Annotated in this window: 24 protein-coding genes and 1 tRNA gene; 10 read left to right on the forward strand and 15 right to left on the reverse strand. The window is 66.5% G+C overall.

The genetic code is table 11. The features are described 5' to 3' along the window. Nucleotides 1-79 precede the first annotated feature (79 nt). From infC to DTA15_RS27715, 7 genes are all read right to left on the reverse strand, one after another. Entirely contained in the window at nt 80-604 is a 525-nt protein-coding gene (gene infC, locus DTA15_RS27680) for a translation initiation factor IF-3 (RefSeq protein WP_071734130.1), read from the reverse strand. 49 nt (nt 605-653) lie between these two features. Next, a complete protein-coding gene (gene thrS / locus DTA15_RS27685) occupies nt 654-2,561 on the reverse strand; it encodes a threonine--tRNA ligase (protein WP_006486105.1) in 1,908 nt (635 codons plus the stop codon). 271 nt (nt 2,562-2,832) lie between these two features. Continuing rightward, nucleotides 2,833-2,909 (reverse strand) — tRNA-Val (locus DTA15_RS27695). A gap of 85 nt (nt 2,910-2,994) precedes the next feature. Then, nucleotides 2,995-5,229 carry a RelA/SpoT family protein gene (locus DTA15_RS27700; RefSeq protein ID WP_006486099.1) on the reverse strand — a complete coding sequence of 745 codons (2,235 nt, stop codon included), beginning with the start codon at nt 5,227-5,229 and terminating at the stop codon, nt 2,995-2,997. A 49-nt stretch (nt 5,230-5,278) separates the two neighbouring features. Beyond that, entirely contained in the window at nt 5,279-5,632 is a 354-nt protein-coding gene (locus tag DTA15_RS27705) for a RidA family protein (protein WP_006486103.1), read from the reverse strand. A gap of 80 nt (nt 5,633-5,712) precedes the next feature. Then, nucleotides 5,713-6,609 (reverse strand): alpha/beta fold hydrolase, encoded by an 897-nt coding sequence (locus tag DTA15_RS27710; protein ID WP_012492553.1) that lies wholly within the window; start codon nt 6,607-6,609, stop codon nt 5,713-5,715. Between the two features lie 123 nt (nt 6,610-6,732). Next, a complete protein-coding gene (locus tag DTA15_RS27715; RefSeq protein WP_012492552.1) occupies nt 6,733-7,641 on the reverse strand; it encodes a LysR family transcriptional regulator in 909 nt (302 codons plus the stop codon). Nucleotides 7,642-7,775: 134 nt separating this feature from the next. Between DTA15_RS27715 and DTA15_RS27720 the strand changes: the two genes are divergently transcribed. The 3 genes from DTA15_RS27720 to DTA15_RS27730 are packed head-to-tail and all read left to right on the forward strand — an operon-like array spanning nt 7,776 to nt 10,106. Continuing rightward, on the forward strand, nt 7,776-8,333 hold the full coding sequence (locus DTA15_RS27720; protein ID WP_006486092.1) for an ester cyclase: 558 nt from the start codon (nt 7,776-7,778) through the stop codon (nt 8,331-8,333). A gap of 11 nt (nt 8,334-8,344) precedes the next feature. Continuing rightward, complete coding sequence (locus tag DTA15_RS27725) at nt 8,345-9,355, forward strand: polysaccharide deacetylase family protein (protein WP_012492551.1); 1,011 nt, start codon at nt 8,345-8,347, stop codon at nt 9,353-9,355. Between the two features lie 37 nt (nt 9,356-9,392). Further along, nucleotides 9,393-10,106: an SDR family oxidoreductase gene (locus DTA15_RS27730; RefSeq protein WP_006488511.1), complete on the forward strand. Its 714-nt coding sequence runs from the start codon at nt 9,393-9,395 to the stop codon at nt 10,104-10,106. A gap of 76 nt (nt 10,107-10,182) precedes the next feature. Here DTA15_RS27730 and DTA15_RS27735 read toward each other — a convergent pair whose 3' ends face one another. Both DTA15_RS27735 and DTA15_RS27740 read right to left on the reverse strand, forming a co-directional pair. Beyond that, entirely contained in the window at nt 10,183-10,824 is a 642-nt protein-coding gene (locus DTA15_RS27735; RefSeq protein ID WP_006488513.1) for a CoA transferase subunit B, read from the reverse strand. Between the two features lies 1 nt (nt 10,825). Further along, nucleotides 10,826-11,530 carry a CoA transferase subunit A gene (locus DTA15_RS27740; RefSeq protein WP_006488507.1) on the reverse strand — a complete coding sequence of 235 codons (705 nt, stop codon included), beginning with the start codon at nt 11,528-11,530 and terminating at the stop codon, nt 10,826-10,828. A gap of 220 nt (nt 11,531-11,750) precedes the next feature. Between DTA15_RS27740 and DTA15_RS27745 the strand changes: the two genes are divergently transcribed. Continuing rightward, complete coding sequence (locus DTA15_RS27745) at nt 11,751-12,296, forward strand: LuxR C-terminal-related transcriptional regulator (RefSeq protein ID WP_006488515.1); 546 nt, start codon at nt 11,751-11,753, stop codon at nt 12,294-12,296. Between the two features lie 128 nt (nt 12,297-12,424). Here DTA15_RS27745 and DTA15_RS27750 read toward each other — a convergent pair whose 3' ends face one another. Both DTA15_RS27750 and DTA15_RS27755 read right to left on the reverse strand, forming a co-directional pair. Beyond that, the gene (locus DTA15_RS27750) at nt 12,425-12,874 is read right to left on the reverse strand and encodes an acyl-CoA thioesterase (RefSeq protein ID WP_006488508.1); all 450 of its coding nucleotides are present in this window, start codon (nt 12,872-12,874) and stop codon (nt 12,425-12,427) included. Nucleotides 12,875-12,906: 32 nt separating this feature from the next. Beyond that, a complete protein-coding gene (locus tag DTA15_RS27755; protein WP_011545236.1) occupies nt 12,907-13,689 on the reverse strand; it encodes an SDR family oxidoreductase in 783 nt (260 codons plus the stop codon). A 179-nt stretch (nt 13,690-13,868) separates the two neighbouring features. Here DTA15_RS27755 and DTA15_RS27760 point away from each other — a divergent pair, with 179 nt between their 5' ends. After that, nucleotides 13,869-15,542 carry an electron transfer flavoprotein-ubiquinone oxidoreductase gene (locus tag DTA15_RS27760; RefSeq protein WP_006488512.1) on the forward strand — a complete coding sequence of 558 codons (1,674 nt, stop codon included), beginning with the start codon at nt 13,869-13,871 and terminating at the stop codon, nt 15,540-15,542. Between the two features lie 150 nt (nt 15,543-15,692). Here DTA15_RS27760 and aroC read toward each other — a convergent pair whose 3' ends face one another. The 3 genes from aroC to DTA15_RS27775 form a co-directional block, all read right to left on the reverse strand. Beyond that, on the reverse strand, nt 15,693-16,793 hold the full coding sequence (aroC, locus tag DTA15_RS27765; RefSeq protein WP_006488506.1) for a chorismate synthase: 1,101 nt from the start codon (nt 16,791-16,793) through the stop codon (nt 15,693-15,695). A 288-nt stretch (nt 16,794-17,081) separates the two neighbouring features. Continuing rightward, the gene (locus DTA15_RS27770; protein ID WP_006488514.1) at nt 17,082-19,016 is read right to left on the reverse strand and encodes an MFS transporter; all 1,935 of its coding nucleotides are present in this window, start codon (nt 19,014-19,016) and stop codon (nt 17,082-17,084) included. A 139-nt stretch (nt 19,017-19,155) separates the two neighbouring features. Further along, nucleotides 19,156-19,611 (reverse strand): CBS domain-containing protein, encoded by a 456-nt coding sequence (locus DTA15_RS27775; RefSeq protein WP_006488504.1) that lies wholly within the window; start codon nt 19,609-19,611, stop codon nt 19,156-19,158. A gap of 157 nt (nt 19,612-19,768) precedes the next feature. Here DTA15_RS27775 and DTA15_RS27780 point away from each other — a divergent pair, with 157 nt between their 5' ends. Further along, a complete protein-coding gene (locus DTA15_RS27780) occupies nt 19,769-20,086 on the forward strand; it encodes an Mpo1-like protein (protein WP_006488510.1) in 318 nt (105 codons plus the stop codon). A gap of 15 nt (nt 20,087-20,101) precedes the next feature. Here the strand turns inward: DTA15_RS27780 and DTA15_RS27785 are convergent, their stop codons facing one another. Then, on the reverse strand, nt 20,102-21,430 hold the full coding sequence (locus DTA15_RS27785; RefSeq protein WP_020979863.1) for a YihY family inner membrane protein: 1,329 nt from the start codon (nt 21,428-21,430) through the stop codon (nt 20,102-20,104). 145 nt (nt 21,431-21,575) lie between these two features. Between DTA15_RS27785 and wrbA the strand changes: the two genes are divergently transcribed. Genes wrbA through DTA15_RS27805 form a run of 4 tightly spaced genes read left to right on the forward strand, consistent with a single transcriptional unit; the run spans nt 21,576 to nt 24,881 of the window. Continuing rightward, on the forward strand, nt 21,576-22,196 hold the full coding sequence (gene wrbA / locus DTA15_RS27790; protein WP_012492548.1) for an NAD(P)H:quinone oxidoreductase: 621 nt from the start codon (nt 21,576-21,578) through the stop codon (nt 22,194-22,196). Then, nucleotides 22,193-22,585 carry a DUF2069 domain-containing protein gene (locus DTA15_RS27795; RefSeq protein ID WP_006497741.1) on the forward strand — a complete coding sequence of 131 codons (393 nt, stop codon included), beginning with the start codon at nt 22,193-22,195 and terminating at the stop codon, nt 22,583-22,585. Before wrbA ends, DTA15_RS27795 begins: the two co-directional genes overlap by 4 nt. Nucleotides 22,586-22,603: 18 nt before the next feature. Further along, nucleotides 22,604-24,025 (forward strand): FAD-binding oxidoreductase, encoded by a 1,422-nt coding sequence (locus DTA15_RS27800; protein ID WP_006485637.1) that lies wholly within the window; start codon nt 22,604-22,606, stop codon nt 24,023-24,025. A gap of 25 nt (nt 24,026-24,050) precedes the next feature. Further along, nucleotides 24,051-24,881: a metallophosphoesterase gene (locus tag DTA15_RS27805; protein WP_006485635.1), complete on the forward strand. Its 831-nt coding sequence runs from the start codon at nt 24,051-24,053 to the stop codon at nt 24,879-24,881. Nucleotides 24,882-24,894 lie beyond the last annotated feature (13 nt).

Below are 24,894 nucleotides of genomic sequence, written 5' to 3' on the forward strand. Positions count from 1 at the left end.
CCGTCATTGTTGGCGCGCCGCCCTGACCGGGCGACGCGCCGAACCACTGTCGAACCTGCGCGCGACGCGCGCGGGCCCGTTACTTCTTTTTCTTCGGCGAGAGCACCATGATCATCTGGCGCCCTTCCATCTTCGGCATCTGCTCGACCTGGCCGACTTCCTCGAGATCCGTGCGCAGACGTTCGAGCATCCGCATACCGATTTCCTGGTGAGCCATTTCACGGCCGCGGAAACGCAACGTGATCTTCGTCTTGTCGCCCTCTTCGAGGAAGCGCACGAGATTGCGGAGCTTGACGTTGTAATCCCCGTCATCGGTACCCGGGCGGAACTTGACTTCCTTGACCTGGATGACCTTCTGCTTCAGCTTCGCTTCGTGCTGCTTCTTCGATTCCTGGTACTTGAACTTGCCGTAATCCATCAGACGGCAAACCGGCGGCACCGCTTGCGGCGCGATTTCCACCAGGTCAACATCCAGTTCTTCCGATTTACGGAAAGCGTCAGCGAGTTTTACGATACCGAGTGGTTCGTTCTCGATCCCGACCAGGCGCACTTCCGGCGCAGTGATTTCACCGTTGATGCGGTGCGACGACTTATCAGTAGCGATGTTACGTTTCCTCTAAAAATTAAAAAAACGAGCCGCGCTGCCAGGGCGGTTACTTGAACGAGCGCAGGTCTTCCTGCAGACGCTCAACGAAGGCTTCGACCGGCATTACGCCAAGATCGACGCCGCCACGGGCACGCACGGCTACCGTTTGCGCATCACGCTCCTTATCGCCCACGACGAGGAGATAAGGCACCTTTTCCAGCGTGTGCTCGCGTATTTTATAGCTAATCTTCTCGTTGCGCAAATCGGCCGCCACTCTAACCCCTTGTTTTTGCAACGATTGGGCCAGAGACTGCGCATATTCGGCCTGACTTTCGGCGATATTGAGCACAATTGCCTGATACGGCGCGAGCCAGACCGGCATTGCACCAGCATGGTGCTCGATCAAAATGCCGAGGAAACGCTCCATCGAACCGACGATCGCGCGGTGCAGCATCACCGGCCGGCGGCGGCTGTTGTCTTCCGCGACGTATTCGGCACCCAGGCGCTCCGGCAGCACCATGTCGAGCTGAAGCGTGCCGCACTGCCACGAGCGGCCGAGCGCGTCCTTGATGTGGTACTCGATCTTCGGGCCGTAGAACGCGCCCTCACCCGGCAACTCTTCCCACGTGAGACCACAAGCCGTCAGCGCGTCGCGCAAACCTTGCTCGGCACGATCCCACGTCTCGTCCGTACCGGCACGCTGATCGGGGCGCAGCGACAGCTTGATGTCGATGTGATCGAAACCGAAATCCTTGTACACGCTCATGGCCAGCGTGTTGAACGCGATCGATTCCGAGATGAATTGATCTTCCGTACAGAAGATGTGCGCATCGTCCTGCACGAAGCCGCGCACGCGCATCAGGCCGTGCAGCGCGCCCGACGCCTCGTTGCGGTGGCACGAGCCGAATTCCGCGTAACGCAGCGGCAGGTCGCGGTACGAACGCAGGCCGTGCTTGAACACCTGGACGTGGCCCGGGCAGTTCATCGGCTTGATCGCGTAGTCGCGCTTCTCCGACTCCGTCGTGAACATGTTCTCGCGATAGTTCTGCCAGTGGCCCGACGCTTCCCACAGCGAGCGGTCCATGATCATCGGCGTCTTGATCTCGAGATAGCCGGCCTCGTTGACGCGGCGGCGCATGTACTGCTCGACCTGCTGCCACAGCGCCCAGCCCTTCGGATGCCAGAACACCATGCCCGGCGACTCTTCCTGCATGTGGAACAGGTCGAGCTGCTTGCCCAGCTTGCGGTGGTCGCGCTTTTCCGCTTCCTCGAGCATGTGCAGGTACTGGTCCTGGTCTTCCTTCTTCGTCCAGGCCGTACCGTAGATGCGCTGCAGCTGCTCGTTCTTCGAATCGCCGCGCCAGTACGCGCCCGCGACCTTCATCAGCTTGAATACCTTCAGCTTGCCGGTGGACGGCACGTGCGGGCCGCGGCACAGATCGGTGAAGCCGCCGTGCGAGTACAGCTTGATTTCGTCGCTTTGCGGAATCGATTCGATGATCTCGGCCTTGTACTTCTCGCCGATGCTGCGGAAATAACCGGCCGCCTCGTCGCGCGACACGACACGGCGCGTGACCGGCTCGTCCTTCTTCGCGAGTTCCTGCATGCGCTTTTCGATCTTTTCGAGATCTTCCGGCGTAAACGGGCGGTTGTACGAGAAGTCGTAATAGAAACCGTTGTCGATCACCGGACCGATCGTCACCTGCGCGTCCGGATACAGCTCCTTCACCGCATACGCGAGCAAGTGGGCGGTCGAGTGGCGGATGATGTCGAGGCCGTCGGCATCCTTGTCCGTGACGATCGCGAGCGACGCGTCGCGGTCGATCACCGTCGACGTATCGACGAGCTCGCCATCGAGCTTGCCACCAAGCGCAGCCTTCGCAAGGCCGGGACCGATCGAGGCCGCAACCTCGGCAACTGTCACCGGATGCTCGTATTGTCGAACTGAGCCGTCAGGCAAGCGTATCGAAACCATAGCAATCTCCGTGATGCCGACAGTGGGCGGCAGACCAGGTACGCGAGATCGAACTCACGCGTGAAAAATTCGCGACAAAAAAAATGCGGCCCCGCTTTCGAGGGGCCGCATTCGATACTTCACTCAAACTGAAAGGGCGAAAACGTTCCTCGACTAGCGTCGCTCCGAAGTGGTTTCGGTCAACGTTCGCGGTGTCATAACCGTATTCGCCTTGTTCGCGTTGAGTTGTGTACTGCATCGAACACCCGGAGGCCGGGCATTCTCAATTCGTTGGTAGGCTCGATTGGACTCGAACCAACGACCCCCACCATGTCAAGGTGGTGCTCTAACCAGCTGAGCTACGAGCCTAGAGAAGCTAAGATTATATGGAGCCGTTACGGGCTTGGCAAGTGTTTTTATGCGGTCGCAGCAAAATAACGCGGTTCCAACCCCATCACACCTTCCGCCCCGCCCGCACGACGCCCTGCACCTCGCCGAGCAGCGTACATGCGCGCTGCACCTGCGCCGAATTCGATACCTCGACCGTGAACTGCATGAATGCCGCATTGCGGCGGCTCTGCGTCTTCACGCCCACGACGTTGATCTTTTCGCGTGCGAACACTTCGGAGATATCGCGCAGCAACCCTTGCCGGTCGCTAGCCTCGATCATCAGGTCGACCGGATAGACGGACGCGCCGCGCCCGCCCAGCACGTCGGCGGACCAGGTCGTCTGCAGCACGCGTTCCGGCGCGCGCTCGACCATCCGGCGAAACGTCGGGCAGTCGGTGCGGTGGATCGACATCCCCTTGCCGCGCGTGACGAAACCGCTGATCGGATCAGGCGGCGCCGGACGGCAGCAGCGCGCCAGTTGCGTCAGCAACGCGTCGACGCCGACCACCAGCACGCCGGTCGACGCGCCGTGCGCGACGCTCGCGCCGCTGCTGCGCTTCTCGAAATCGGCCGGCGCCTCGGGCGCCGGTTCCGGCGGCGGTGCGTCGGACAGCGCGTGCTCGACGTTGCGCAGGCTGAATTCTTCCTTGCCGACGACCGAGAACAGCTCCTCGGGCGACTTGAAGCCGAGCTTCGCGGCGAGGTTGTCCAGGTTGACCGACGTCTTGCCCTCGCGCTGCAGCGTCTTTTCGACCAGCGCACGACCATGCGCGACGTTTTCTTCCTGCTCGATCGAGTTGAACCACGCGCGCACCTTCTGCCGTGCACGCGGGCTCTTCAGGTAACCGAGCTGCAGGTTCAGCCAGTCGCGCGACGGGCCGCCTTCCTTCACCGCGACGATCTCGACCGTCTGGCCGTTCGCGAGCGACGTGTTCAGCGGCACCATCACGCCGTCGACGCGCGCGCCACGGCAGCGATGGCCGAGCTCGCTGTGCAGGTGGTACGCGAAATCGACCGGCGTCGCGCCCTGCGGCAGCGCGATCACGCGCGCCTGCGGCGTCAGCACGTAGATGTGATCGTCGTCGAGCGACGTCTCGCGCAATTGCGCCCACGCCTGGTCGCCCGACACTTCGGTGCCGTCCTCGACGTCGTCCTTCCACGCGAGCAACTGGCGCAGCCACGCAATCTTCTCGTCGTACTTGTCGCTCGCCGAGAACTGGCCGCCATAGCCGCGCGCGCCGGCCTCCTTGTAGCGCCAGTGCGCGGCGACGCCGTACTCGGCGAAGCGATGCATCTCCTGCGTGCGGATCTGCACTTCGAACGCACGGCCGTCGTCGCCGATCACGACCGTATGCAGCGACTTGTAGCCGTTCGGCTTCGGCCGCGAGATGTAGTCGTCGAATTCCTTCGGCACCGGCTGCCACAGGTGATGCACGATGCCGAGCACCGCGTAGCAATCCTTGATGTCGGGCACGATCACGCGAAACGCGCGCACGTCGTACAGCTCGGAGAAATCGAGCTCCTTGCCGCGCATCTTGCGCCAGATGCTGTAGATATGCTTCGGCCGGCCGCTCACGTCGGCCTGGATGTGCGCTTCCGCGAGCTCGTGCTGCAGCCGCGCGATCGCCTGCGTGACGTACGCCTCGCGCTCGATGCGCTTTTCGTCGAGCAGCTTCGCGATCCGCTTGTAGGTGACGGGATCCTCGAAGCGGAACGCGAGATCCTCGAGCTCCCACTTCAGTTGCCAGATACCGAGACGGTTCGCGAGCGGCGCATAGATCTCGAGCGTCTCGCGCGCGACGTCGGGCGGCGGATCGAGCTTCGCGGCCGCGTAATAGCGCAGCGACTGCAACCGCGACGCGAGCCGGATCAGCACCACGCGGATGTCCTGCGCGAAGGCGAGCAGCATCTTGCGCAGCGCCTCGATCTGCGTGCGCCGCTCTTCCGCCGCGTCGCGCCCGGAGTCGGGCTTTGCGTTCTGCGCGGCGCGCAGGCTCACGGTACCGAGCCGCAACAGCTTGCGCACGTCGGACACGAGCCGCGCGACCTCGTCGCCGAAACGCTCGGTCAGCTCGCGCTCGGGGTCGCTCAGGTGCGGCGTCAGCACGAACAGCGCGGCGGCCTGCATCGCGGACGGATCGACGTTCAGCGTGCGCATGATCGCCGCCGTGCCCGCCGAGTGGTCGGCGAGCAGCTCGCCCGACGACAGGCGCGCGTCGCCGGCCCGCTCGCGCACGAACGCGAGCACGTCGTCGAACGACGGCGCCGCGACGGGAGAGGCGGAAACGGATTCGGTCATTGCACGGCCTGCCGGAATACGGTCATCGTCGGATAACGCTCAGCTCAGCTCAGCTCCGCTGCGCGGCGACGACCACGATCTCGACGAGCAGGGCCGGATCGGCGAGCTTCGCCTCGACGGTGGCGCGCGGCGGCGTGTTGCCCGGCGCGACCCATGCATCCCACTCCGCATTCATGCCTTCGAAGTTCGCGAGATCCGAGATGTAGATCTGCACCGACAGCAGATGCGCCTTGTCGCTGTTCGCTTCGGCGAGCAGGCGGTCGATGTGGCCGAGCACTTCGCGCGTCTGGCCGCGGATGTCCTGCGTGGTGTCTTCGGCGATCTGGCCGGCCAGATACACGGTGCCGTTGTGGATCGCGGTTTCGGAGAGCCGGGCCCCGACGTGGTGACGAATGACTGCCATGAAAATGTTCCGGTCGTGATGAGTGAGGAATCGGACGGCGGCACGGCCCGCGTGCCGCCGAACCGCATATTATGACGCGTTTATGCGTCGCCTTCGACGAAAAACCGCCGCGCGAGCGCAATCTGGTCGGCGCTAACGAAGGCGGGCGCGTGGCCCGCGCCCGGAATCTCGACCTGCGTCACATGGCGGCCGCGGCGAACCATTTCGGCCGCCGTCTCGCGCGACAGCAAGTCGGACGTCTCGCCACGCACGACGAGCAGCGTCGCATCGGTCGCCTCGATCGCGTGCCACAGCGCGGCTTCGCCGAGTGCGGCCAGTTCGGGCGTCGTGGCCTTGAACGGCTCGGCGATGCGCGGGTCGTAGCGCATCGTCCAGCCGCCTTCGGGCAGCTCGTGCAGCAGCGGCCCGTTGATCTCGCGCCACTCGTCGGCGCTCAGCGCGCCGAACGGCAGCGACAGCGACGTCAGGTAGTCGATCCCCTCCTGCTCGGTCGCAAAGCGCGGCTGCACGCCGAGGTATTCGCCGATACGCGTCAGCGAATCGGGCTCGATGCGCGGGCCGACGTCGTTGACGATCATCCGGCGCACCGGCGAACCGGGCAGCCCGGCCAGCGCCATGCCGATCAGGCCGCCCATCGACGTGCCGAACCAGTCGACCGATTCGACGTCGAGCCGCGCAATCAGCGTCACCATGTCGGCCACGTACTGCGGAATCGCATAGTGCCGCGGATCGGCCAGCCGGTCCGATTGGCCGCGCCCGACGACATCGGGGCAGACGACGCGATACGTATCGGACAGCGCGGCGGCAAGCCGGTCGAAATCGCGTCCGGAGCGGGTCAGGCCGTGCACGCAGACGAGCACGCGCGGATTCGCGGGATCGCCCCACTCGGTATAGGCGACGTGGTGAAGGCCGGCCGCGCTCGCACACTGCACGCGCCGCTGGCGGGGAACCGGGGGATTCGCTGGGGTCGTTGGCATCGTTGGCATCCTGTCGAACGGGGGCGACGCGCGGGACAACGCCTGCGGCGCCCGATGCAAACGATTGTAAACCGCTTCGGAATGACGGGCCGCGACGCGCCCGGCCCACCATCCGGAACGGGTTCAATCGTGGCGGCGCCACGCGTGACGCAACTGCTCGCGCAGGAAATCGACGAACGTCCGCACGCGCAACGACACGTGACGGCCGCCGGGATAGACGGCATGCAACGGCGCGGCGGGCGCCTCGAAGGCCGGCAGCACGCGCACGAGCCGACCGGCGTCGAGATCGGCGCCGACGTCCCAGATCGACTTCAACGCAATGCCCGCGCCTTCGAGCGCCAGCGTGCGCGCCGCGCCGCCGTCGTTCGTCAGCAGCGTGGCCGTCACCTCGACCGCCACGTCACCTTGCGCGCCGTCGAACCGCCATTCGGCACGCGGCTGATCGCCCATCACAATGCATCGGTGTGCACGGAGCTCGGCCGGATGGGCCGGCCAACCGTGCGCCGCGAGATAGCCCGGCGACGCGCACAGCACGCGATGATTCGGCGCCAGCTCGCGCGCGATCATCGTCGAATCGGCCAGATTGCCGATCCGCACGGCGACGTCGATATCGGCTGCCAGCAGATCGACGACCGTATCGGTCAGCATCAGCTGCACGGTCAATTGCGGATGTCGCTGCTGAAATGCCGCAATGAGCGGCGCGATCCGCAGGCGGCCAAGTTCGCCGGGCGCCGTCACGCGCAGCACGCCGCTGACCGTGCCGCGGCGATCGCGCATCAGCGTTTCGGCATGCTCGACCTCGGCCAGGATGCGCAGCACCTGCGCATGAAACTGCGCACCGTCGTCGGTGAGCGTTTGCTGCCGCGTCGTTCGGTGCAGCAGGCGCACGCCGAGTCGCGACTCGAGATGCGTGAGCCGCTTGCTGACGACCGACAACGACAGGTCGAGCTCGCGCGCCGCCGCCGACAGGCTGCCGGCCGACACGATCCGCGCGAAGGTATCGAGCGCCGGGAAATCGTCGATCAGCGTCATGGCGTGCACCTCGCCCAAACCTTTCCTTTTTTCGAATAATCCATTCGCATTTTGCCAGTATTTGCATGCAGAACGGAAACCTACCATACCTGTTCCGCGTCGTCGCACGACGCCTTCACAGGACCCTCGAAACCATGTCGATCCGCCTTCGTTCGGCCGCCCGCCCCCTCGCGCACGCATTCGCGGCAGCCGCCTGCGTCGTGGCGCTCTGGCCCGCCGCTTCCCGTGCCGCCGACCTCGTCGCACCGCACAGCCTGACCGTCGCGGCAGGCTTGCCGGCCGCGCAGGCCCGCGCGCAAATCCTGGCCGCGCGCCGCTACGGCACCTTCTGGAATACCGGCGACCCTGCGCTGGCTCGCGCGGCGCTCGCCGCCGACTTCACCGACCGAACGCTGCCGCCCGGCCGCGAACAAGGCGTACCGGGGCCGCTCGCGGCCTCGGGCACGATGCGCGACGCGATCCCGGACCTGCGCTGTGACATCGAACAGATGATCGTCGCGGGCGACCGGGTCGTCGTGCACCTGCATTTCCGCGGGCATTTCACCGGCGCTTTCAACGGAACGGCGGGGCGCGGACAGGCGATCGACTTCATCGCGACCGATATCTACCGGATCGACCAGGGCCGGATCGCGGAAAACTGGCACATCGAGGACAACCTGACGCTGATGCGTCAGCTCGGGCTCGTCGGCTGACGGAGGGAACGATGACTCACGGCAACCACCCTCCCGCGACGCCGCTGCCGCGCCGCACGTTCCTGGCCCAGGCCAGCGCCGGGCTCGCGGCCGGCGTCGCGGCGGCCGCAGGCGCCTCCCTGCCGGCAACCGCCGCGCCAACGGCGGCGCTCGCCGTACCGGGCGCCACGCCGTTCTGGCCCGACGGCGCGCGCATCGTGATCTCGATCTCGATGCAGTTCGAAGCAGGCGGACAGCCGCCCACGGGCGCGGACAGCCCGTTTCCGACCGTCGCGTTCCCGCCGTCGGTACCGGTCGATCTCGCCTCGGCCACCTGGTTCGCGTACGGCTACCGGGAAGGGATTCCGCGCCTGCTCGATCTGTGGGACCGGCACGGCGTGAAAGTGACGTCGCACATGATCGGGGAAGCCGCGCGCCGGCACCCCGATCTGGCGCGCGAGATCGTGTCGCGCGGCCACGAAGCCGCCGCGCACGGCCCGACGTGGCGCGCGCAATTCACGATGAGCCGCGACGACGAGCGCCGCTTCCTGACCGAAGCACGCGACATGGTCGAAGCGGTGACCGGCCAGCGTCCGACCGGCTACAACTGCAACTGGCTGCGGCGCGGACCGCATACGTTGTCGCTGCTGCAGGAACTCGGCTACACGTATCACATCGACGACGTCAGTCGCGACGAACCGTTCGTCGAGACCGTCGGCGGTCGCGATTTCGCCGTGGTTCCGTACACGCTGCGCAACAACGACATCCTGCTGATCGAAGGCCGCCACTACACGCCGGCGATGTTCCTCGAGCAGATCAAGCTCGATTTCGACCAGTTGTACGCGGAAGCCGGGCAGCGGCGCAGACTGATGTCGATCAGTGCGCACGACCGGATCAGCGGCACGCCGCAGATGGTCCGCGCGTGGGACGACTTCCTGCACTACGCGCGATCACATCCGGGGGTCGCTTTCATGCGCAAGGACGATATTGCGCGCTTCGCGCTGCGCAACCCGTCGACGCTGCGCGAGACCGAAACGATCTGACCGGATGCCGTTCAACTCATCACCAGGAATGACCTTCATGAATGATCCGCTCCACGGCAAGAACGTCCTCGTCGTCGGAGGCAGCTCCGGCATCGGCGCCGCCACCGCGGCGGCTTTCGCGCGACACGGCGCGCGCGTGACGATCGCGTCGCGCGATCCGGGCAGGTTCGACGTCGATGCCATGCCGGGCGCGCACGTGCGGACCGAAACGCTCGACATCACCGATACGGCGGACGTCGATGCGTTCTGCGCGCGCGCCGGCCAGTTCGACCACGTCGTGATTTCGGCCGCGAAGACGGCCACGGGCGCAGTCCGTGCGCTGCCGCTTGCCGACGCGCAGGCTGCGATGGACAGCAAGTTCTGGGGCGCGTACCGCATCGCCCGCGCGATCGATATCGCGCCCGGCGGCTCGCTGACGTTCGTGTCGGGCTACCTCAGCGTGCGACCGAGCGCGTCGTCGGTGCTGCAAGGCGCGATCAATGCGGCGCTCGAGGCGCTCGCCCGCGGCCTGGCGCTCGAGCTCGCGCCGGTTCGCGTGAATACCGTGTCGCCGGGCCTGATCGCGACGCCGCTGTGGGACAAGCTCGCGCCCGATGCACGCGACGCGATGTATGCCGGCGCGGCCCGGCGGCTTCCGGCCCGCAGGGTCGGCCAGCCGGAGGATGTCGCGAATGCGGTCCTGTATCTGGCGGCCACGCCTTATGCAACCGGTTCGACGGTACTGATCGACGGCGGCGGCGCGATTGCGTGACGCATGCGGTCATGACAAAACGCCCCGCGTTCCGTGAGGAACGCGGGGCGTCGAGCATGACGCAACGACGTGATGCTCAGGCCACGGCGCTGACGTCGAGCGGTGCGCCCGTCTTCGACTGGATCTCTTCGGCGCTCACGCCGTCGGCGAGTTCGAGCACCTTCAGGCCGGCCGGCGTCACTTCGATCACGCCGAGATCGGTGATGATCAGGTCGACCACGCCGACGCCCGTCAGCGGCAGATTGCATTCGTCGAGGATCTTGTGCTGATCGCCTTTCGCGACATGCTCCATCAGCACGACGACACGCCCCACGCCCGCGACGAGGTCCATCGCGCCGCCCATCCCCTTGATCATCTTGCCCGGGATCATCCAGTTCGCGAGGTCGCCCTGCTTGCTGACCTGCATCGCACCGAGGATCGCGAGGTTGATGTGGCCGCCGCGGACCATCGCGAACGAATCGGCCGACGAGAAGATCGACGAGCCCGGCAGCGTCGTGACGGTCTGCTTGCCGGCGTTGATGAGATCGGCGTCGACTTCGTCTTCGGTCGGCGACGGGCCGATGCCGAGCAGGCCGTTCTCCGACTGCAGCCACACCTCGACGCCTTCCGGCACGTGGTTCGCGACGAGCGTCGGCAGGCCGATGCCGAGGTTCACGTAGAAGCCGTCCTGCAGTTCCTTCGCCGCGCGCGCGGCCATCTGGTCACGATTCCAGGCCATGTCAGTCTCCTTTCGCGCGTACGACGCGTTGTTCGATGCGTTTTTCGGGCGTCGCGTTCAGCACGATGCGCTGCACGAAGATCCCCGGCGTATGGACCTGGTCCGGATCGAGCGCACCGTTCTCGACGATCTCCTCGACCTCCGCCACGGTGATCTTGCCGGCCATCGCGCACATCGGGTTGAAGTTGCGCGCGGTGCGGCGGTAAATGAGGTTGCCGGACTTGTCGGCCTTCCATGCCTTGACGAGCGCGACGTCGGCCGTCAGCGACGGCTCGAGCACGTAGTGGCGATCGCCGAACTGGCGCGTTTCCTTGCCTTCCGCGATCACGGTGCCGTAGCCGGTATTCGTGAAGAACGCGGGGATGCCCGCGCCGCCCGCGCGCAGCTTTTCGGCGAGCGTGCCCTGCGGCGTGAATTCAAGCTCGAGTTCGCCGGCCAGGTACTGGCGCTCGAACTCCTTGTTCTCGCCGACGTACGACGAGATCATCTTCTTGATCTGGCGCGTTTCCAGCAGCAGGCCGAGGCCGAAACCGTCGACGCCCGCGTTGTTGCTGATGCAGGTGATGCCCTTGACGGCCGAATCGCGCAACGCCGCGATCAGCGCCTCGGGAATCCCGCACAGGCCGAAGCCGCCCACCGCGAAGGTCTGTCCGTCGCGGACGATCCCCTCCAGCGCGGCAGCCGCGCTTGGATAGACTTTGTTCATCAGTTGTCCCTTCCTCTATGGAAACCAGCAAAACCGGTTCACGCGCCACGTGGCGCAAGCCCGCCGCATCATTCTATGCATGCGCGGCAAAGCCTGCGTCGAGGCACGCTGTTTTTATGTCGCGACACACCGCCGCGAGATGCCTGAAAGGGTACGATGTGACGCCGATGCGGCACAATACGCAAAAATACATAAGCATTTGCCTCCGCTTGCCTGCGCCATGCCCGATCTCGATTACCAGACCGCCTTCCATCTCGCGCCGCTCGGCCTCGTGCTGTCGCGCGACCGCGTGATCGAGGACTGCAACGACGCGCTCGCGTCGATCTTCCGCTGTGCGCGGGCCGACCTGATCGGAAAATCGTACGCGGTGCTCTACCCGTCGACGGACGAATTCCAGCGGATCGGCGAGCGCATCGCACGCGTGATGGTCGCGAACGGCATCTACTCGGATGACAGAATCATGAAACGCGCGGACGGCGAGCTGTTCTGGTGCCACGTGACGGGCCGCGCGCTCGACCGCACCGCACCGCTTGCGGCCGGCGTCTGGACCTTCGAGGATTTGAGCGCGACGCGCCGCGTCGCGGTCGAGCTGACCCCGCGCGAGCGCGAGATCGCCGCGCAGCTCGCGACCGGCAAGACCAGCAAGCAGATCGGGCGCGTGCTCGACATCAGCTCGCGCACGGTCGACATCTACCGCGCCCGGCTGATGCGCAAATACGGAACGAACAATACGCCGGAGCTGCTGCAGCGCCTGCTCGGACAGTGAACGCGCGTCGCATCGCGGCGCTCGAATGACGATCGGCCGCACACGGCGGCCGATCCGGGGAAACATCGGGGCAACAACGAACACGGCGCGCCACCGGCAACCCGGTGCCGGCCTGCCGATAGCCGCGCTCAGCCGACTTTCGTCGCGAGCGCGTGCTCGATCGTGTCGCGCAACAGTTGCGGCAGTGGCACCGACTTGCCGAGCGCGTAATCGACCCACACGCAACGCGCGTTGCCGCGGGCATAGACATGCTGCGGATCGTCCGCGCGCGTGAGCTCGAACCCGGTGTCGAAACTGCTTCGGCCGGGCTTCGCGGCCGACATCTTCGCGATCACGTCGCCCGGATAGTGCAGCTGCTTGAGGAACTCCATCGACGCGGTGACGATGACGGGCCCCTGCCCCTCGCCGTTGCCGCCGGCAATGCCGAGCTGCTCGAACCACGAAATCCGCGCCTGCTCCATGTAGCGGAAATAAACCGTGTTGTTCACATGGCCGAACGCGTCCATGTCGCCCCAGCGGATCGGCATCGACATCTCAAAAACGGGGGAGTAATCGTTTGTTGCGTTTGTTGCGCTCATTGCAGTCTTCTTTGTTGCTGAATGTCATCCGCTCACGCGAGGCCGAAGCCGTCGTCCGCGGAGATGATCGAACCATTGATGAACTGCGACTCGTCGGCCGCGAGCAGCAACAACAGCCCGTCGAGATCCTGCGGCTTGCCGACACGCCGGCGCGGCAGCATCGACTGCAGCTTCTGGCCCTGCTCGGTTTCCCACAGGTAATGATTGATTTCGGTATCGATATAGCCCGGACAGATCGCGTTCACGTTGATCCCGTGGCGGCCCCACTCCAGCGCCATCGCGCGCGTCATCTGCACGACCGCGGCCTTGCTCATCGCGTACAGCCCGATCTGCGGGAATACGCGCAGCCCGGCCACCGACGCGATGTTGATGATCCGGCACGGCGGCTTGCCGTTGCCGCCGCCGTTTGCGCGCATGATCATCCGCTTCGCGACTTCCTGCGCGACGAAAAATGCGCCGCGCGTATTCGTATCGAACACGAACTCGAAATCCGCGGGCGTCACGTCGACGAGCTTCTGCATCGTCGACACGCCCGAATTGTTCACGAGGATGTCGATCGTGCCGGCTTCCGTCTCCGCATGCGCGACGGCCGCCTTGATGCTCTGGACGTCGGTCACGTCGAGCGACACGACGTGCGCCGCGCCGCCCGCCGCCTCGATCTCCGCGCGCAACTCCTTCAGGCGCTCGACGCGGCGGCTCGCGAGCACGACCTTCGCGCCGGCCTGCGACAGCACCTGCGCAAAACGCTGCCCGAGGCCGCTCGATGCGCCCGTGACCAGCGCAACCTTGCCTTCCAGATTGATCGATCGACCCATTTGCACATCCCCTTTCGATGTCGTTTCGCCGGCCCGGGCGGCTCAGCCCGAGCGGCATTACCCTAGCACAAAAAATAGAACGATCGTGCTAATCTACCTGCATGTTGTTGCGGCAAGCGTTTCGTTTCGCAGACAATACGCTCCCGAATAAAAGCATTCTAACGGTTAGAGGAACGCCAATGACCCCCGCAAGCCTCATCGAGCAATACGGCCCGCGCGAATCGATGGAATACGACGTCGTGATCGTCGGCGGCGGCCCCGCCGGGCTGTCGGCGGCGATCCGGCTCAAGCAGCTGGCCGCCGAGAAAGGCGCCGAGATCGGCGTGTGCGTGCTCGAGAAGGGTTCCGAGATCGGCGCGCACATCCTGTCGGGCGCGGTGATGGACCCGCGCGCGATCACCGAGCTGTTTCCCGACTGGAAGGAACGCGGCGCGCCGCTCGACGTCGAGGTGACGGAAGACCGCTTCCTGTTCCTGTCCGAGAAGAGCGCGGTCACGACGCCGAACTGGGCGCTGCCCGACAACTTCAAGAATCACGGCAATTACGTGATCTCGCTGGGCAACGTCACGCGCTGGCTGGGCCAGCAGGCGGAAGCCTTGGGCGTCGAGATCTTCCCCGGCTTCCCCGCCGCGGAGATTCTCTACAACGACGACGGCTCGGTCAAAGGCGTCGCGACCGGCAACATGGGCGTGGGCAAGGACGGCGAGCCGACCGAGAACTTCCAGCTCGGCATGGAGCTGCACGCGAAGTACACGCTGTTCGCCGAAGGCTGCCGCGGCCATCTCGGCCGCCAACTGATCTCGAAATTCAAGCTCGACGCGAACGCCGATCCGCAGGCGTACGGGATCGGCATCAAGGAACTGTGGGAAATCGATCCGGCCAAGCACAAGCCCGGCCTCGTGATCCACACGGCCGGCTGGCCGCTGAAGTCCGATACGTACGGCGGCTCGTTCCTGTATCACATGGACAACAACCAGGTCGTGGTCGGCTTCGTGGTGGGCCTGGGCTACACGAACCCGTACCTGTCGCCGTTCGAGGAATTCCAGCGCTACAAGACGCACCCGTCGATCCGCGCATTCCTCGAAGGCGGCAAGCGCGTGTCGTACGGCGCGCGCGCGATCACGGCCGGCGGCCTGCTGTCGCTGCCGAAGACGGTGTTCCCGGGCGGCGCGCTGATCGGCGACGACGCGGGTTTCCTGAACGCGTCGCGGATCAAGGGCAGCCACGCTGCGATCAAGACCGGCATGCTGGCGGCTGATGCGGCATTCGACGCGGTGCAAGCCGGCCGTCAGTCGGACGAGCTCAATGCGTATCCGGATGCGTTCAAGCAATCGTGGCTGTACACGGAGCTGTACCGCGCGCGCAACTTCAAGCAGTGGATGGCCAAGGGCCTGTATCTGGGCACGCTGATGGTCGGGCTCGAGCAGAAGGTGATGGGCGGCAACGTGCCGTGGACGCTGCATCACCAGCATGCGGACCACGAGATGCTGAAGCCGGCGTCGCAGTGCGAGCCGATCGCGTATCCGAAGCCGGACGGCAAGCTGACGTTCGACCGGCTGTCGTCGGTGTTCATCTCGAACACGAACCACGAGGAGAACCAGCCGGCGCACCTGACGCTGAAGGATGCGAGCGTGCCGGTGAACGTGAACCTGCGTACCTACGCGGGGCCGGAGGCACGCTTTTGCCCGGCGGCGGTGTACGAGTTCGTGAAGAACGACGACGGCAGCGAGCGCCTCGTGATCAACGCGCAGAACTGCGTGCACTGCAAGACCTGCGACATCAAGGACCCGACGCAGAACATCGTGTGGGTCACGCCGGAAGGCGGCGGCGGGCCGAATTACCCGAACATGTAACCTGCCGGAACGCGCCGCCACGAGCGGCGCGTTTTTTTGGGACATGGCACACCGCCACAAACGAAACGGGGCGCTGCTTGAAGCAGCGCCCCGTTTTGCATGCTGGGCAGGCCACCAGGCGAGGCGCCTCCGCGCCTCCCCTGCTTTGTATCAGGTCGCGCTGCCGGCGATCTTCGGCGTGGGCGTCTCGACGTCGCCGCACTGCGCACGATGGCGCAACGCATGGTCGATCAGCACCAGCGCGAGCATCGATTCCGCGATCGGCGTCGCGCGAATGCCGACGCACGGATCGTGGCGACCGAAGGTTTCGACCGTCGCCTCTTCCCCGGACTTCGTGATCGAGCGGCGCGGCGTGCGGATGCTCGAGGTCGGCTTGATCGCGATCGACACGGTGATGTCCTGCCCCGTCGAAATCCCGCCGAGCACACCGCCCGCGTGGTTGCCGACGAAACCGGCCGGCGTCAGTTCGTCGCCGTGCACCGAGCCGCGCTGCGCGACGCTGTCGAAGCCCGCGCCGATCTCGACGCCCTTCACCGCGTTGATGCTCATCATCGCCTTCGCGATATCGGCATCGAGCCGGTCGAACACCGGCTCGCCCCAGCCGACCGGCACGCCCGACGCGACGACGTCGATGCGCGCGCCGATCGAATCGCCCTCCTTGCGCAGCGCATCCATGTACGCTTCGAGTTCCGGCACGACCGCTGCATTCGGCGAGAAGAACGGGTTCTCGTGCACGTGCGACCAGTCGACGAACGGCACGTCGATTTCGCCGAGGCCGCTCATGTAGCCGCGCACCTCGACCCCGAAGCGCTCGCGCAGCCACTTCTTCGCGACCGCGCCGGCGCCGACGATCGGCGCGGTCAGGCGCGCGGACGAGCGGCCGCCGCCGCGGTAGTCGCGGATGCCGTATTTCTGCCAGTAGGTGTAGTCCGCGTGGCCGGGACGGAACGTCTCGACGATGTTGCCGTAATCCTTGCTGCGCTGGTCGGTGTTGCGGATCAGCAGCGCGATCGGCGTGCCGGTCGTCACGCCCTCGAACACGCCCGACAGGATCTCGACCTCGTCGGCCTCCTGCCGCTGCGTCACGTGCCGCGACGTGCCCGGCTTGCGGCGGTCGAGCTCGACCTGGATGTCGGCTTCGGTCAGCCCCATCCCCGGCGGGCAGCCGTCGATCACGCAGCCGATCGCGGGACCGTGCGATTCGCCGAAGGTCGTGACAGTGAAAAGCGTGCCGAGGGTATTGCCGGACATGATGGAACCGCCCAAAGAGAAATGGGCAAACCGATGCGCTGCCGGGGCCGCGGGCAGGTCGATCGTTTGCCGGTCGAGAAAAAGAGGTAAACCGCTATTATGCCAGCCGTCCCGGGCCCGCGGGCCGCGTGAACCGTTCAGACCACACGGGCCGGCGCGGATAAGGGCAGAGGCAACGCGGTACGGCGATCGCAGGCCCTCGGTGTTACGCGCGGGAGCCGCCGAACCGCGGCCCCCATCCCGGCCCGGCGCGCGGATCGATCATTCCGCGCCGGGCTCGGCGCCCGCCTACTTCCGCGCGCCGCGCAGCTCGGTCACCGCCGCCTGCAGCGCCTCGGGCGTCGCCACCGACGCCGGGATCGGTTCGCCGACCGCGAGCGTCAGCCGGCTCATCACGCCGCGCTTGATGGGTCGCGGCATCCGCGCATCGGCATGTCGCGAAAAATAGCTGCCCCACAGCCCGCGCAGCGCCATCGGGATCACCGGCGCCGGCGTGCGGCTCAGGATCTCGGTGATGCCGTGATGGAACGTGTTGATGTCGCCCGTCTTCGTCAGCTTGCCCTCGGGGAAGATGCACACGAGCTCGCCGTCCTTCAGCGCGGCCTCGCACAGGTCGTACGCCCGCGCGAGCATCGCGGGATCCTCGTGGCGCGGCGCGATCGGGATCGCCTTCGCATGCCGGAATACCCAGCTCGCGAAACGCGTCTTGAAGATCCGGTGATCCATCACGAAGCGAATCGGCCGCGGGCTCGCGGCGGCCAGCACGAGCGCATCGACGTAGCTGACGTGATTGCACACGAGCACCGCCGCCCCTTCCGCCGGAATCCGTTCCGCGTGCACGAGGCGGATCCGGTAGAACGTATGTACGAGCACCCACGCGACGAAGCGCAGCAGGAACTCGGGCACGAGCAGGTAGATATACGTCGCGACTACGACGTTCAATAGCGCAGTGACGAGGAACAGCCCCGGAATGTCGACCCCGGCCTTGGTCAACCCCATCGCCATCACGGCCGACAGGATCATGAACAGCGCGTTCAGGATGTTGTTCGCGGCGATGATCCGCGCGCGGTGCGTCGGCGCGCTGCGGCTCTGGATCAGCGCGTACAGCGGCACGCTGTAGAAACCGCCGAACATCGCGAGCAGGAACAGGTCGGCAAGGATGCGCCAGTGGCGCGCGCCGGCCAGGAATTCGCCGACCGACAGCAGATGGCCGGGTGACGGCAGCGCGTGGCTCGCGAAATACAGTTCGATCGCGAACACGCTGATGCCGATCGAGCCGAGCGGCACGAGGCCGATCTCGACGCGCCGCTGCGACAGCCGCTCGCACAGGAGCGAACCGAGGCCGATGCCGACCGAGAACGTCGCGAGCAGGATCGTGACGACGTCGGGGCTCGCGGACAGCACGTCCTTCGCGAAATTGAAGAACGACGTGAGGAACGTCGCGCCGACGAACCACAGCCACGAGATGCCGAGCAGGCTCAGGAACACCGTGCGGTTCTGGCGCGCGAGCCCGAGGTTGCGCCAGGTCTCGCTGATCGGGTTCCAGTTGATCACGAGGTCCGGCTGCGGCGCGGGCGTCGACGGCACGCGCTGCGCGACGAGCCGCCCCGCCAGCGCGATGGCGACGACGCTCACCGCGAGCACGCGCTCGCCGCTGCCCTCGATGCCGGCCGCCGCGCCGCCGATGATCGTGCCGATCAGGATCGCGATGAACGTGCCCATCTCGACGAGCCCGTTGCCGCCGACCAGCTCGTGCTCACCGAGATGCTGCGGCAGGTACGAATACTTGACGGGTCCGAACAGCGTCGAGTGCATCCCCATCATGAACGTGCACAGATAGAGCAGCGTCGCGCTGTGCGTGACGAAGCCGGCCGCGCCGACCAGCATCAGCACGATCTCGAAGGTCTTCACGAAGCGCGTGAGGGTCGCCTTGTCGTATTTGTCGGCGATCTGGCCGGACGTCGCCGAGAACAGCACGAACGGCAGGATGAAGATCGCGGAAATCAGGAATGCGGCCGTCTTCGCATCGACGCCGGAGAACCGCGCGGTGTGATATGTGACGAGCGACGTGAACCCGATCTTGAAGACGTTGTCGTTCAGCGCGCCGAGGAACTGGGTCGTGAAGAACGGCGCGAAGCGGCGCTCGCGCAGCAGGTCGAACTGCGATGCGTGGGCGCGCCGTTCGTCGCGCCGCCCCGAAGTGGCTTGCGTGTGATCGCTCATGCGGAATGCGCGCGCGTCGTCTGGGCGATGCTGCGCGGGCCTCGTGTTGTCGTTGAAAAAACGGCGGCGCAGGACATGCCTGCGCCGCCGCGTGCCGGATGGCGGCGCCCATGCATCGACGTGCCGGGCGCGACGCGATTCACGGTTTGTGCGCTTCGGCTTCCGATTCCGGCCAGTCGCGGATGTACGCCTTCAGCATCCGGTTCTCGAAGCTCTGCGCCTCGACGACCGTCTTCGCGACGTCGTAGAACGAAATGACGCCCATCAGCACCTTCTTGTCGAGCACCGGCATGTAGCGTGCGTGACGCTCGAGCATCATCCGGCGCACTTCGTTGACGTCCGTTTCCGGCGTGCAGGTGAGCGGCTCGTCCATCACCTTGCGCACCTGCACGTCGCCGATCGCGCCGCCGTTCACGTGCAGGCGCAGGATGATCTCGCGAAACGTCAGCATGCCGACGAGATCGCCGTACTCCATCACGACGAGCGAACCGATGTCGTGTTCGGCCATCGTATCAACCGCTTCGCGCAGCGGCTTATCGGGCGTCACCGTAAACAGCGTGTTGCCCTTCACTTTCAGAATATCGCTGACGCGCATCGTAGTCCCCTCATGCTTGAATGCAAAATCTCTTTCGATCCTATCGGAAAGCCTGTCAAAAGGAAAGCACGGGCCGGCGCGGCGGCCCGCCGCCGCTTGCGGACGCCGGCCGCCGGCCGCACAATGGCCGCATGAACAGCGGCCCGAGGAGACGGCCATGGCGCATACGCATACGGAGCAATTCGCCAGCTTCGCTGATTTCTACCCGTATTACCTGAACGAGCACCAGAATCTCACGTCGCGGCGGCTGCACTTCATCGGCTCGCTCGGCGTGATCGGCTGCGTGGCGATGGCGGTCGCGACCGGCTACTGGCTGTGGCTGCCGGCCGCGGTCGTCTGCGGCTACGGGTTCGCGTGGGTCGGGCACTTCTTCTTCGAGAAGAACCGCCCGGCCACGTTCCGGCACCCGATCTACAGCCTGATGGGCGACTGGGTGATGTTCAAGGACATCTGCACCGGCAAGATCCCGCTGTAGCCGCCGGGCCCGCCTTCAGGCAGGCCGCGGCGGTCGCGCGTGCGGATCGGCCACGCCCGGCGCCGGGCCGGCGCTGCCGGCCGGGTGCGCGCCCGCCAGCCGGTGCGCGGCGATCAGCGACGCGAGCGTCACGTCGAACCGGTCGTTCGACAGCACGTCGAGCAGCGCGGCCCCGTCGACGTGGCTGCGGCGTCGCTGGAGTTGGTAGGTCAGCTCGGTGCGATCGATCACCAGCACGTCGAACAACTGCGCGAGCGTCAACTGCTCCGGATTCGCGAGCAGGATGTAGCGCGGCGTGCTCTCGCCGCCGCCGTCGAGCCGCGCGACCCATTCGCGCTCCTCCATCGTCGTCAGCAGCCGCTGCGCGGTTTCCATGTCGCAGCGCAGCATCGTCGCGAGCCGCATCGCCGTGTAGCCGCGCTTGCCGGCCGCGCGCGCTTCGGCCAGCCGCGCGAGCAGCTCCAGCGCGTCGAGCAGGTCGCTGCCCGGATAGTGGATGCGGTGGAATTGCCCGACGCGAATCGCCGGCAGCGCCGACGCCACCATCGCGCCGAGCAGCGCGATGAACCAGCTCAAATACACCCACAGCAGGAACACCGGCAGCGCCGCGAACGCGCCGTACACGGCCGTATAGGTCGGAATACGCCGCACGTAGTAGCCGAAGCCGCGCTTCGCGAGTTCGAACGCGATGGCCGCGAACAGCCCGCCGATCACCGCGTCGCGCCATGCGACCGCGCAGTTCGGCAGGTACACGTACAGCAGCGTGAACGCGAGCACCGTCAACGGCAGCGACGCGAGCGCGAGCAGCCACTCGACGATCGACGTGGACGGCCCCGCGCCGGTGAACGCGAGCGACTGCGTGAACAGGTACGACGAGATCGACAGGCTCACGCCGAACAGCAAGGGCCCGAGCGTGATCAGCGCCCAGTACGCGAGCACGCGCTGCGCGAACGGCCGCGGCTTGCGCACGCGCCAGATCAGGTTGAACGCCGATTCGATCGTCATCATCGTCATCACCGACGTGACGACGAGCACGATCAGGCCGGCCGTCGTCAGCCCCTTGGCCTTCGACGCGAACTGGTTCAGGTACTTGAAGATCTGGATGTTGAACTGCGCGGGCATCAGGTGATCCGCGAGGAAGCCCTGCAGCGAGATCTGGAACGACGCGAACATCGGGAACGCGGTGAACAGTGCGAACGCGACCGTCACGAGCGGCACGATGGCCAGCATCGTCGTGAAGGTCAGGCTGCCCGCCACCTGCGGGATCCGGTCCTCGGCGCTGCGCCGGGCCGCGAACTGCGCGAGGCGCTTGATGGTGTCGAGATCGACGCTCAACTTCGGCAAACGGCTTCTCCTTCTTGATGCTGCGCGCGTCACGGCGCGCCGCCGCCGCGCTGCGCGACGGCTTCAGCCCCTATAATAGCCGCTCGATTCCAGCAGGGGCCGACTGCACCGGGCACGCGCGCGGCCGCACGCGGCTCCGTCGCCCATGAAAGACATCCTCGTCCTCTATTACAGCCGTCACGGCGCCACGCGCGATCTCGCGCTCGCGATCGCGAACGGCATCGACAGCGTGCCGGGCATGCAGGCCCGCATCCGCACCGTGCCGCCCGTGTCGGCCGTCTGCGAAGCCACCGCCCCCGACATCCCGGCCGACGGCCCGCCGTACGCGGAACTGCGCGACCTCGAGGAATGCGCGGGCCTCGCGCTCGGTTCGCCGACCCGCTTCGGCAACATGGCCGCCGCGCTCAAGTATTTCCTCGACGGCACCACGCCGCAATGGCTGTCGGGCGCGCTGACCGGCAAGCCGGCGAGCGTGTTTACGTCCACCGGCAGCCTGCACGGCGGCCAGGAATCGACGCTGCTGTCGATGATGCTGCCGCTGCTGCATCACGGGATGATGATCGTCGGGATCCCGTACACCGAATCCGCCCTCAGCACGACGCGCACCGGCGGCACCCCGTACGGCGCATCGCACGTCGCGCAGCACGACCGCGCGGCGTCGGGCGGGCTGTCGGCGGACGAGAAGGCGCTCGCGGCCGCGCTCGGCGTACGGCTCGCGCGCGCCGCCGCGGCGCTCGCCAGCGCCCGGTCCGCCGAGGCGGCATGAACGCTCCCGCCCGCCCCGCCGTCGCGGCCCGGCCGCGCTACGCGCTGGCCGCCGCCGCATGTCTCGTCGCACTGATCGCCCTGTCGCTCGCGTGGGAGCTGTGGCTCGCGCCGCTGCGCCCCGGCGGCTCCGCGCTGATGCTCAAGGCCGTGCCGCTCGCACTCGCGCTGCCCGGCGTCTGGCGGCGTAACATCTATACGATGCAATGGGCGAGCATGCTGGTCCTCGTCTATCTTGCCGAAGGCATCGTGCGCGGCATGTCCGATCGCGGGCTGTCCGCGACGCTCGGCTGGTGCGAGACCGCGCTCGCCGTCGGCTTCTTCGTGGCGGCGCTGGCTTACGTCGCGCCGTTCAAGCGCGCGGCGAAAAAACCGCGCGCCACGTCCTGACCCTTACGCGACAAGGTGATGATGTCCTCCGAAGCTTTCGTTTCCGCGTGCCGCGACGCGATCGGCGCCGACCACGTGCTGACCGATCCGCACGATACCGAACCGTTCCTGACCGACTGGCGCCGCCGCTACAAGGGCGCCGCATGCGCGGTGCTGAAGCCCGCGAACACGGTGGAAGTCGCCGCGCTCGTGAAGCTCGCCAACGCGCACGGCGTCGCGCTCGTGCCGCAGGGCGGCAACACGGGCCTCGCGGGCGGCGCGACGCCCGATGCGAGCGGCAGCCAGGCCGTGCTGAGCGTCGCGCGCCTGAACCGCGTGCGTGCGCTCGATCCGCACAACAACACGATCACCGTCGAAGCCGGCGTGATCCTCGCCGACGTGCAGGCGCGCGCCCGCGAAGGCGGCCGGCTGTTCGCGCTGAGCCTCGCGGCGGAAGGCAGTTGCACGATCGGCGGCAACCTGTCCACCAACGCAGGCGGCACCGCGGTGCTGCGCTACGGCAACGCGCGCGAGCTGTGCCTCGGCCTCGAGGTCGTGACGCCGCAGGGCGAGATCTGGGACGGGCTGCGCGGACTGCGCAAGGACAACACCGGCTACGACCTGCGCGACCTGTTCATCGGCGCCGAAGGCACGCTCGGGATCATCACGGCAGCCGTGATGAAGCTGCATCCGCTGCCGGCCGCGCAGGTCACGGCGCTGGCCGCGCTCGAGTCGCCGCACGCGGCGCTCGATTTCCTCGCGCTCGCGCAGCGCGCGGCCGGGCCTTTGTTGACCGGCTTCGAGCTGATGTCGGATTTCTGCATGCAGCTGGTCGGCAAGCACTATCCGCAACTGCGCTACCCGTTCGCGCAGACGCACGCGCAAACGGTGCTGCTGGAGCTGTCCGACAACGAAAGCGAAGCGCATGCGCGCGCACTCTTCGAGAAACTGATGGAAGAAGCGTTCGAGGCCGGGCTCGTGGTCGACGCGGTGGTCGCGGAGAATCTCGCGCAGTCGCGTGCGTTCTGGGACCTGCGCGAGCACATCCCGCTCGCGCAGGCCGACGAAGGGCTCAACATCAAGCACGACATCGCGGTGCCGATCTCGTCGATCGCACGCTTCATCGACGAGACCGACGCGGCGATCCAGCAAGCCGCGCCGGGCGCGCGCATGGTCACGTTCGGCCACCTCGGCGACGGCAACCTGCACTACAACGTGCAGATGCCCGAAGGCGGCGATGCGAAGGCGTTCCTCGCCGCGTTCCAGGCGCCGATCAACCGGATCGTCTACGACAACGTGCACCGCCACCACGGCACGATCAGCGCGGAGCACGGCATCGGCCAGTTGAAGATCGACGACGCGCAACGCTACAAGTCGCCGGTCGAAACGACGCTGATGCGCACGCTGAAGACCGCGCTCGACCCGCGCGGCCTGATGAATCCCGGCAAGGTCCTGCGCTGAAGCCGCCCACTCCGGAGCCAAGCCCGTGAAAATCCGCGTCCTGTCCGACCTGCACCTCGAAAGCAACCTGCCCGACGCGATCCCGCACGCCGATGCGGATCTCGTCGTGCTGGCCGGCGACATCCACAACCACGCGGAAGGCCTGCGCTGGGCCGCCGAGACGTTCGACCCGGCGGTGCCGGTGATCTACGTGCCGGGCAACCACGAGTACTACGACGGGGAATTCGGCGCGCTGGAGACGGCGATGCGCGACGCGGCGCATACGCTCGACAACGTGCATTACCTGAACAACGGCGTCTACGTCGATCCCGCCCAGCGCTTCCGCGTGCTGGGCACGACGCTCTGGAGCGATTTTTCGCTGTTCGGCCGGGACGAAGCCGACATGGCCGCCGCGATCGACGCCGCGCTGCGCGTGATGCTCGATTTCAAGGGATTGATCCAGGTGACCTGGCCGCACGATGCGGCGCTGCATGCGGCAGCGGGCGAGCCGGAACGGGATTTCGCGCCGGCCGACGCGATCGCGCTGCACCGGCACGGCCGTGCATGGCTGGAAACGCAGCTGGCGGCGCCGTTCGCGGGCAAGACGATCGTCGTCACCCATCATGCGCCGCACCGGCGCTCGCTGGCGGAACGCTATGCGGACGATCTGGCTTCGGCGGGATTCGTGACGGACATGGCGGAACTGGTACGGCCGCCGGTGGATCTGTGGCTGCACGGCCACACGCATACGTCATTCGACTACGTTGCGGACGGCGGCACGCGCGTGGTGTGCAATCCGCGCGGCTACATTCATCGCCGCACCGGCGAACGGGAAAACCCCGCGTTCGCGTGGGACAAGGTCGTCGAGCTCGGCTGAGCGCCGGCCCGGG

It is taken from the genome of Burkholderia cenocepacia (genome assembly GCF_900446215.1).
Classification (GTDB): domain Bacteria; phylum Pseudomonadota; class Gammaproteobacteria; order Burkholderiales; family Burkholderiaceae; genus Burkholderia; species Burkholderia cenocepacia.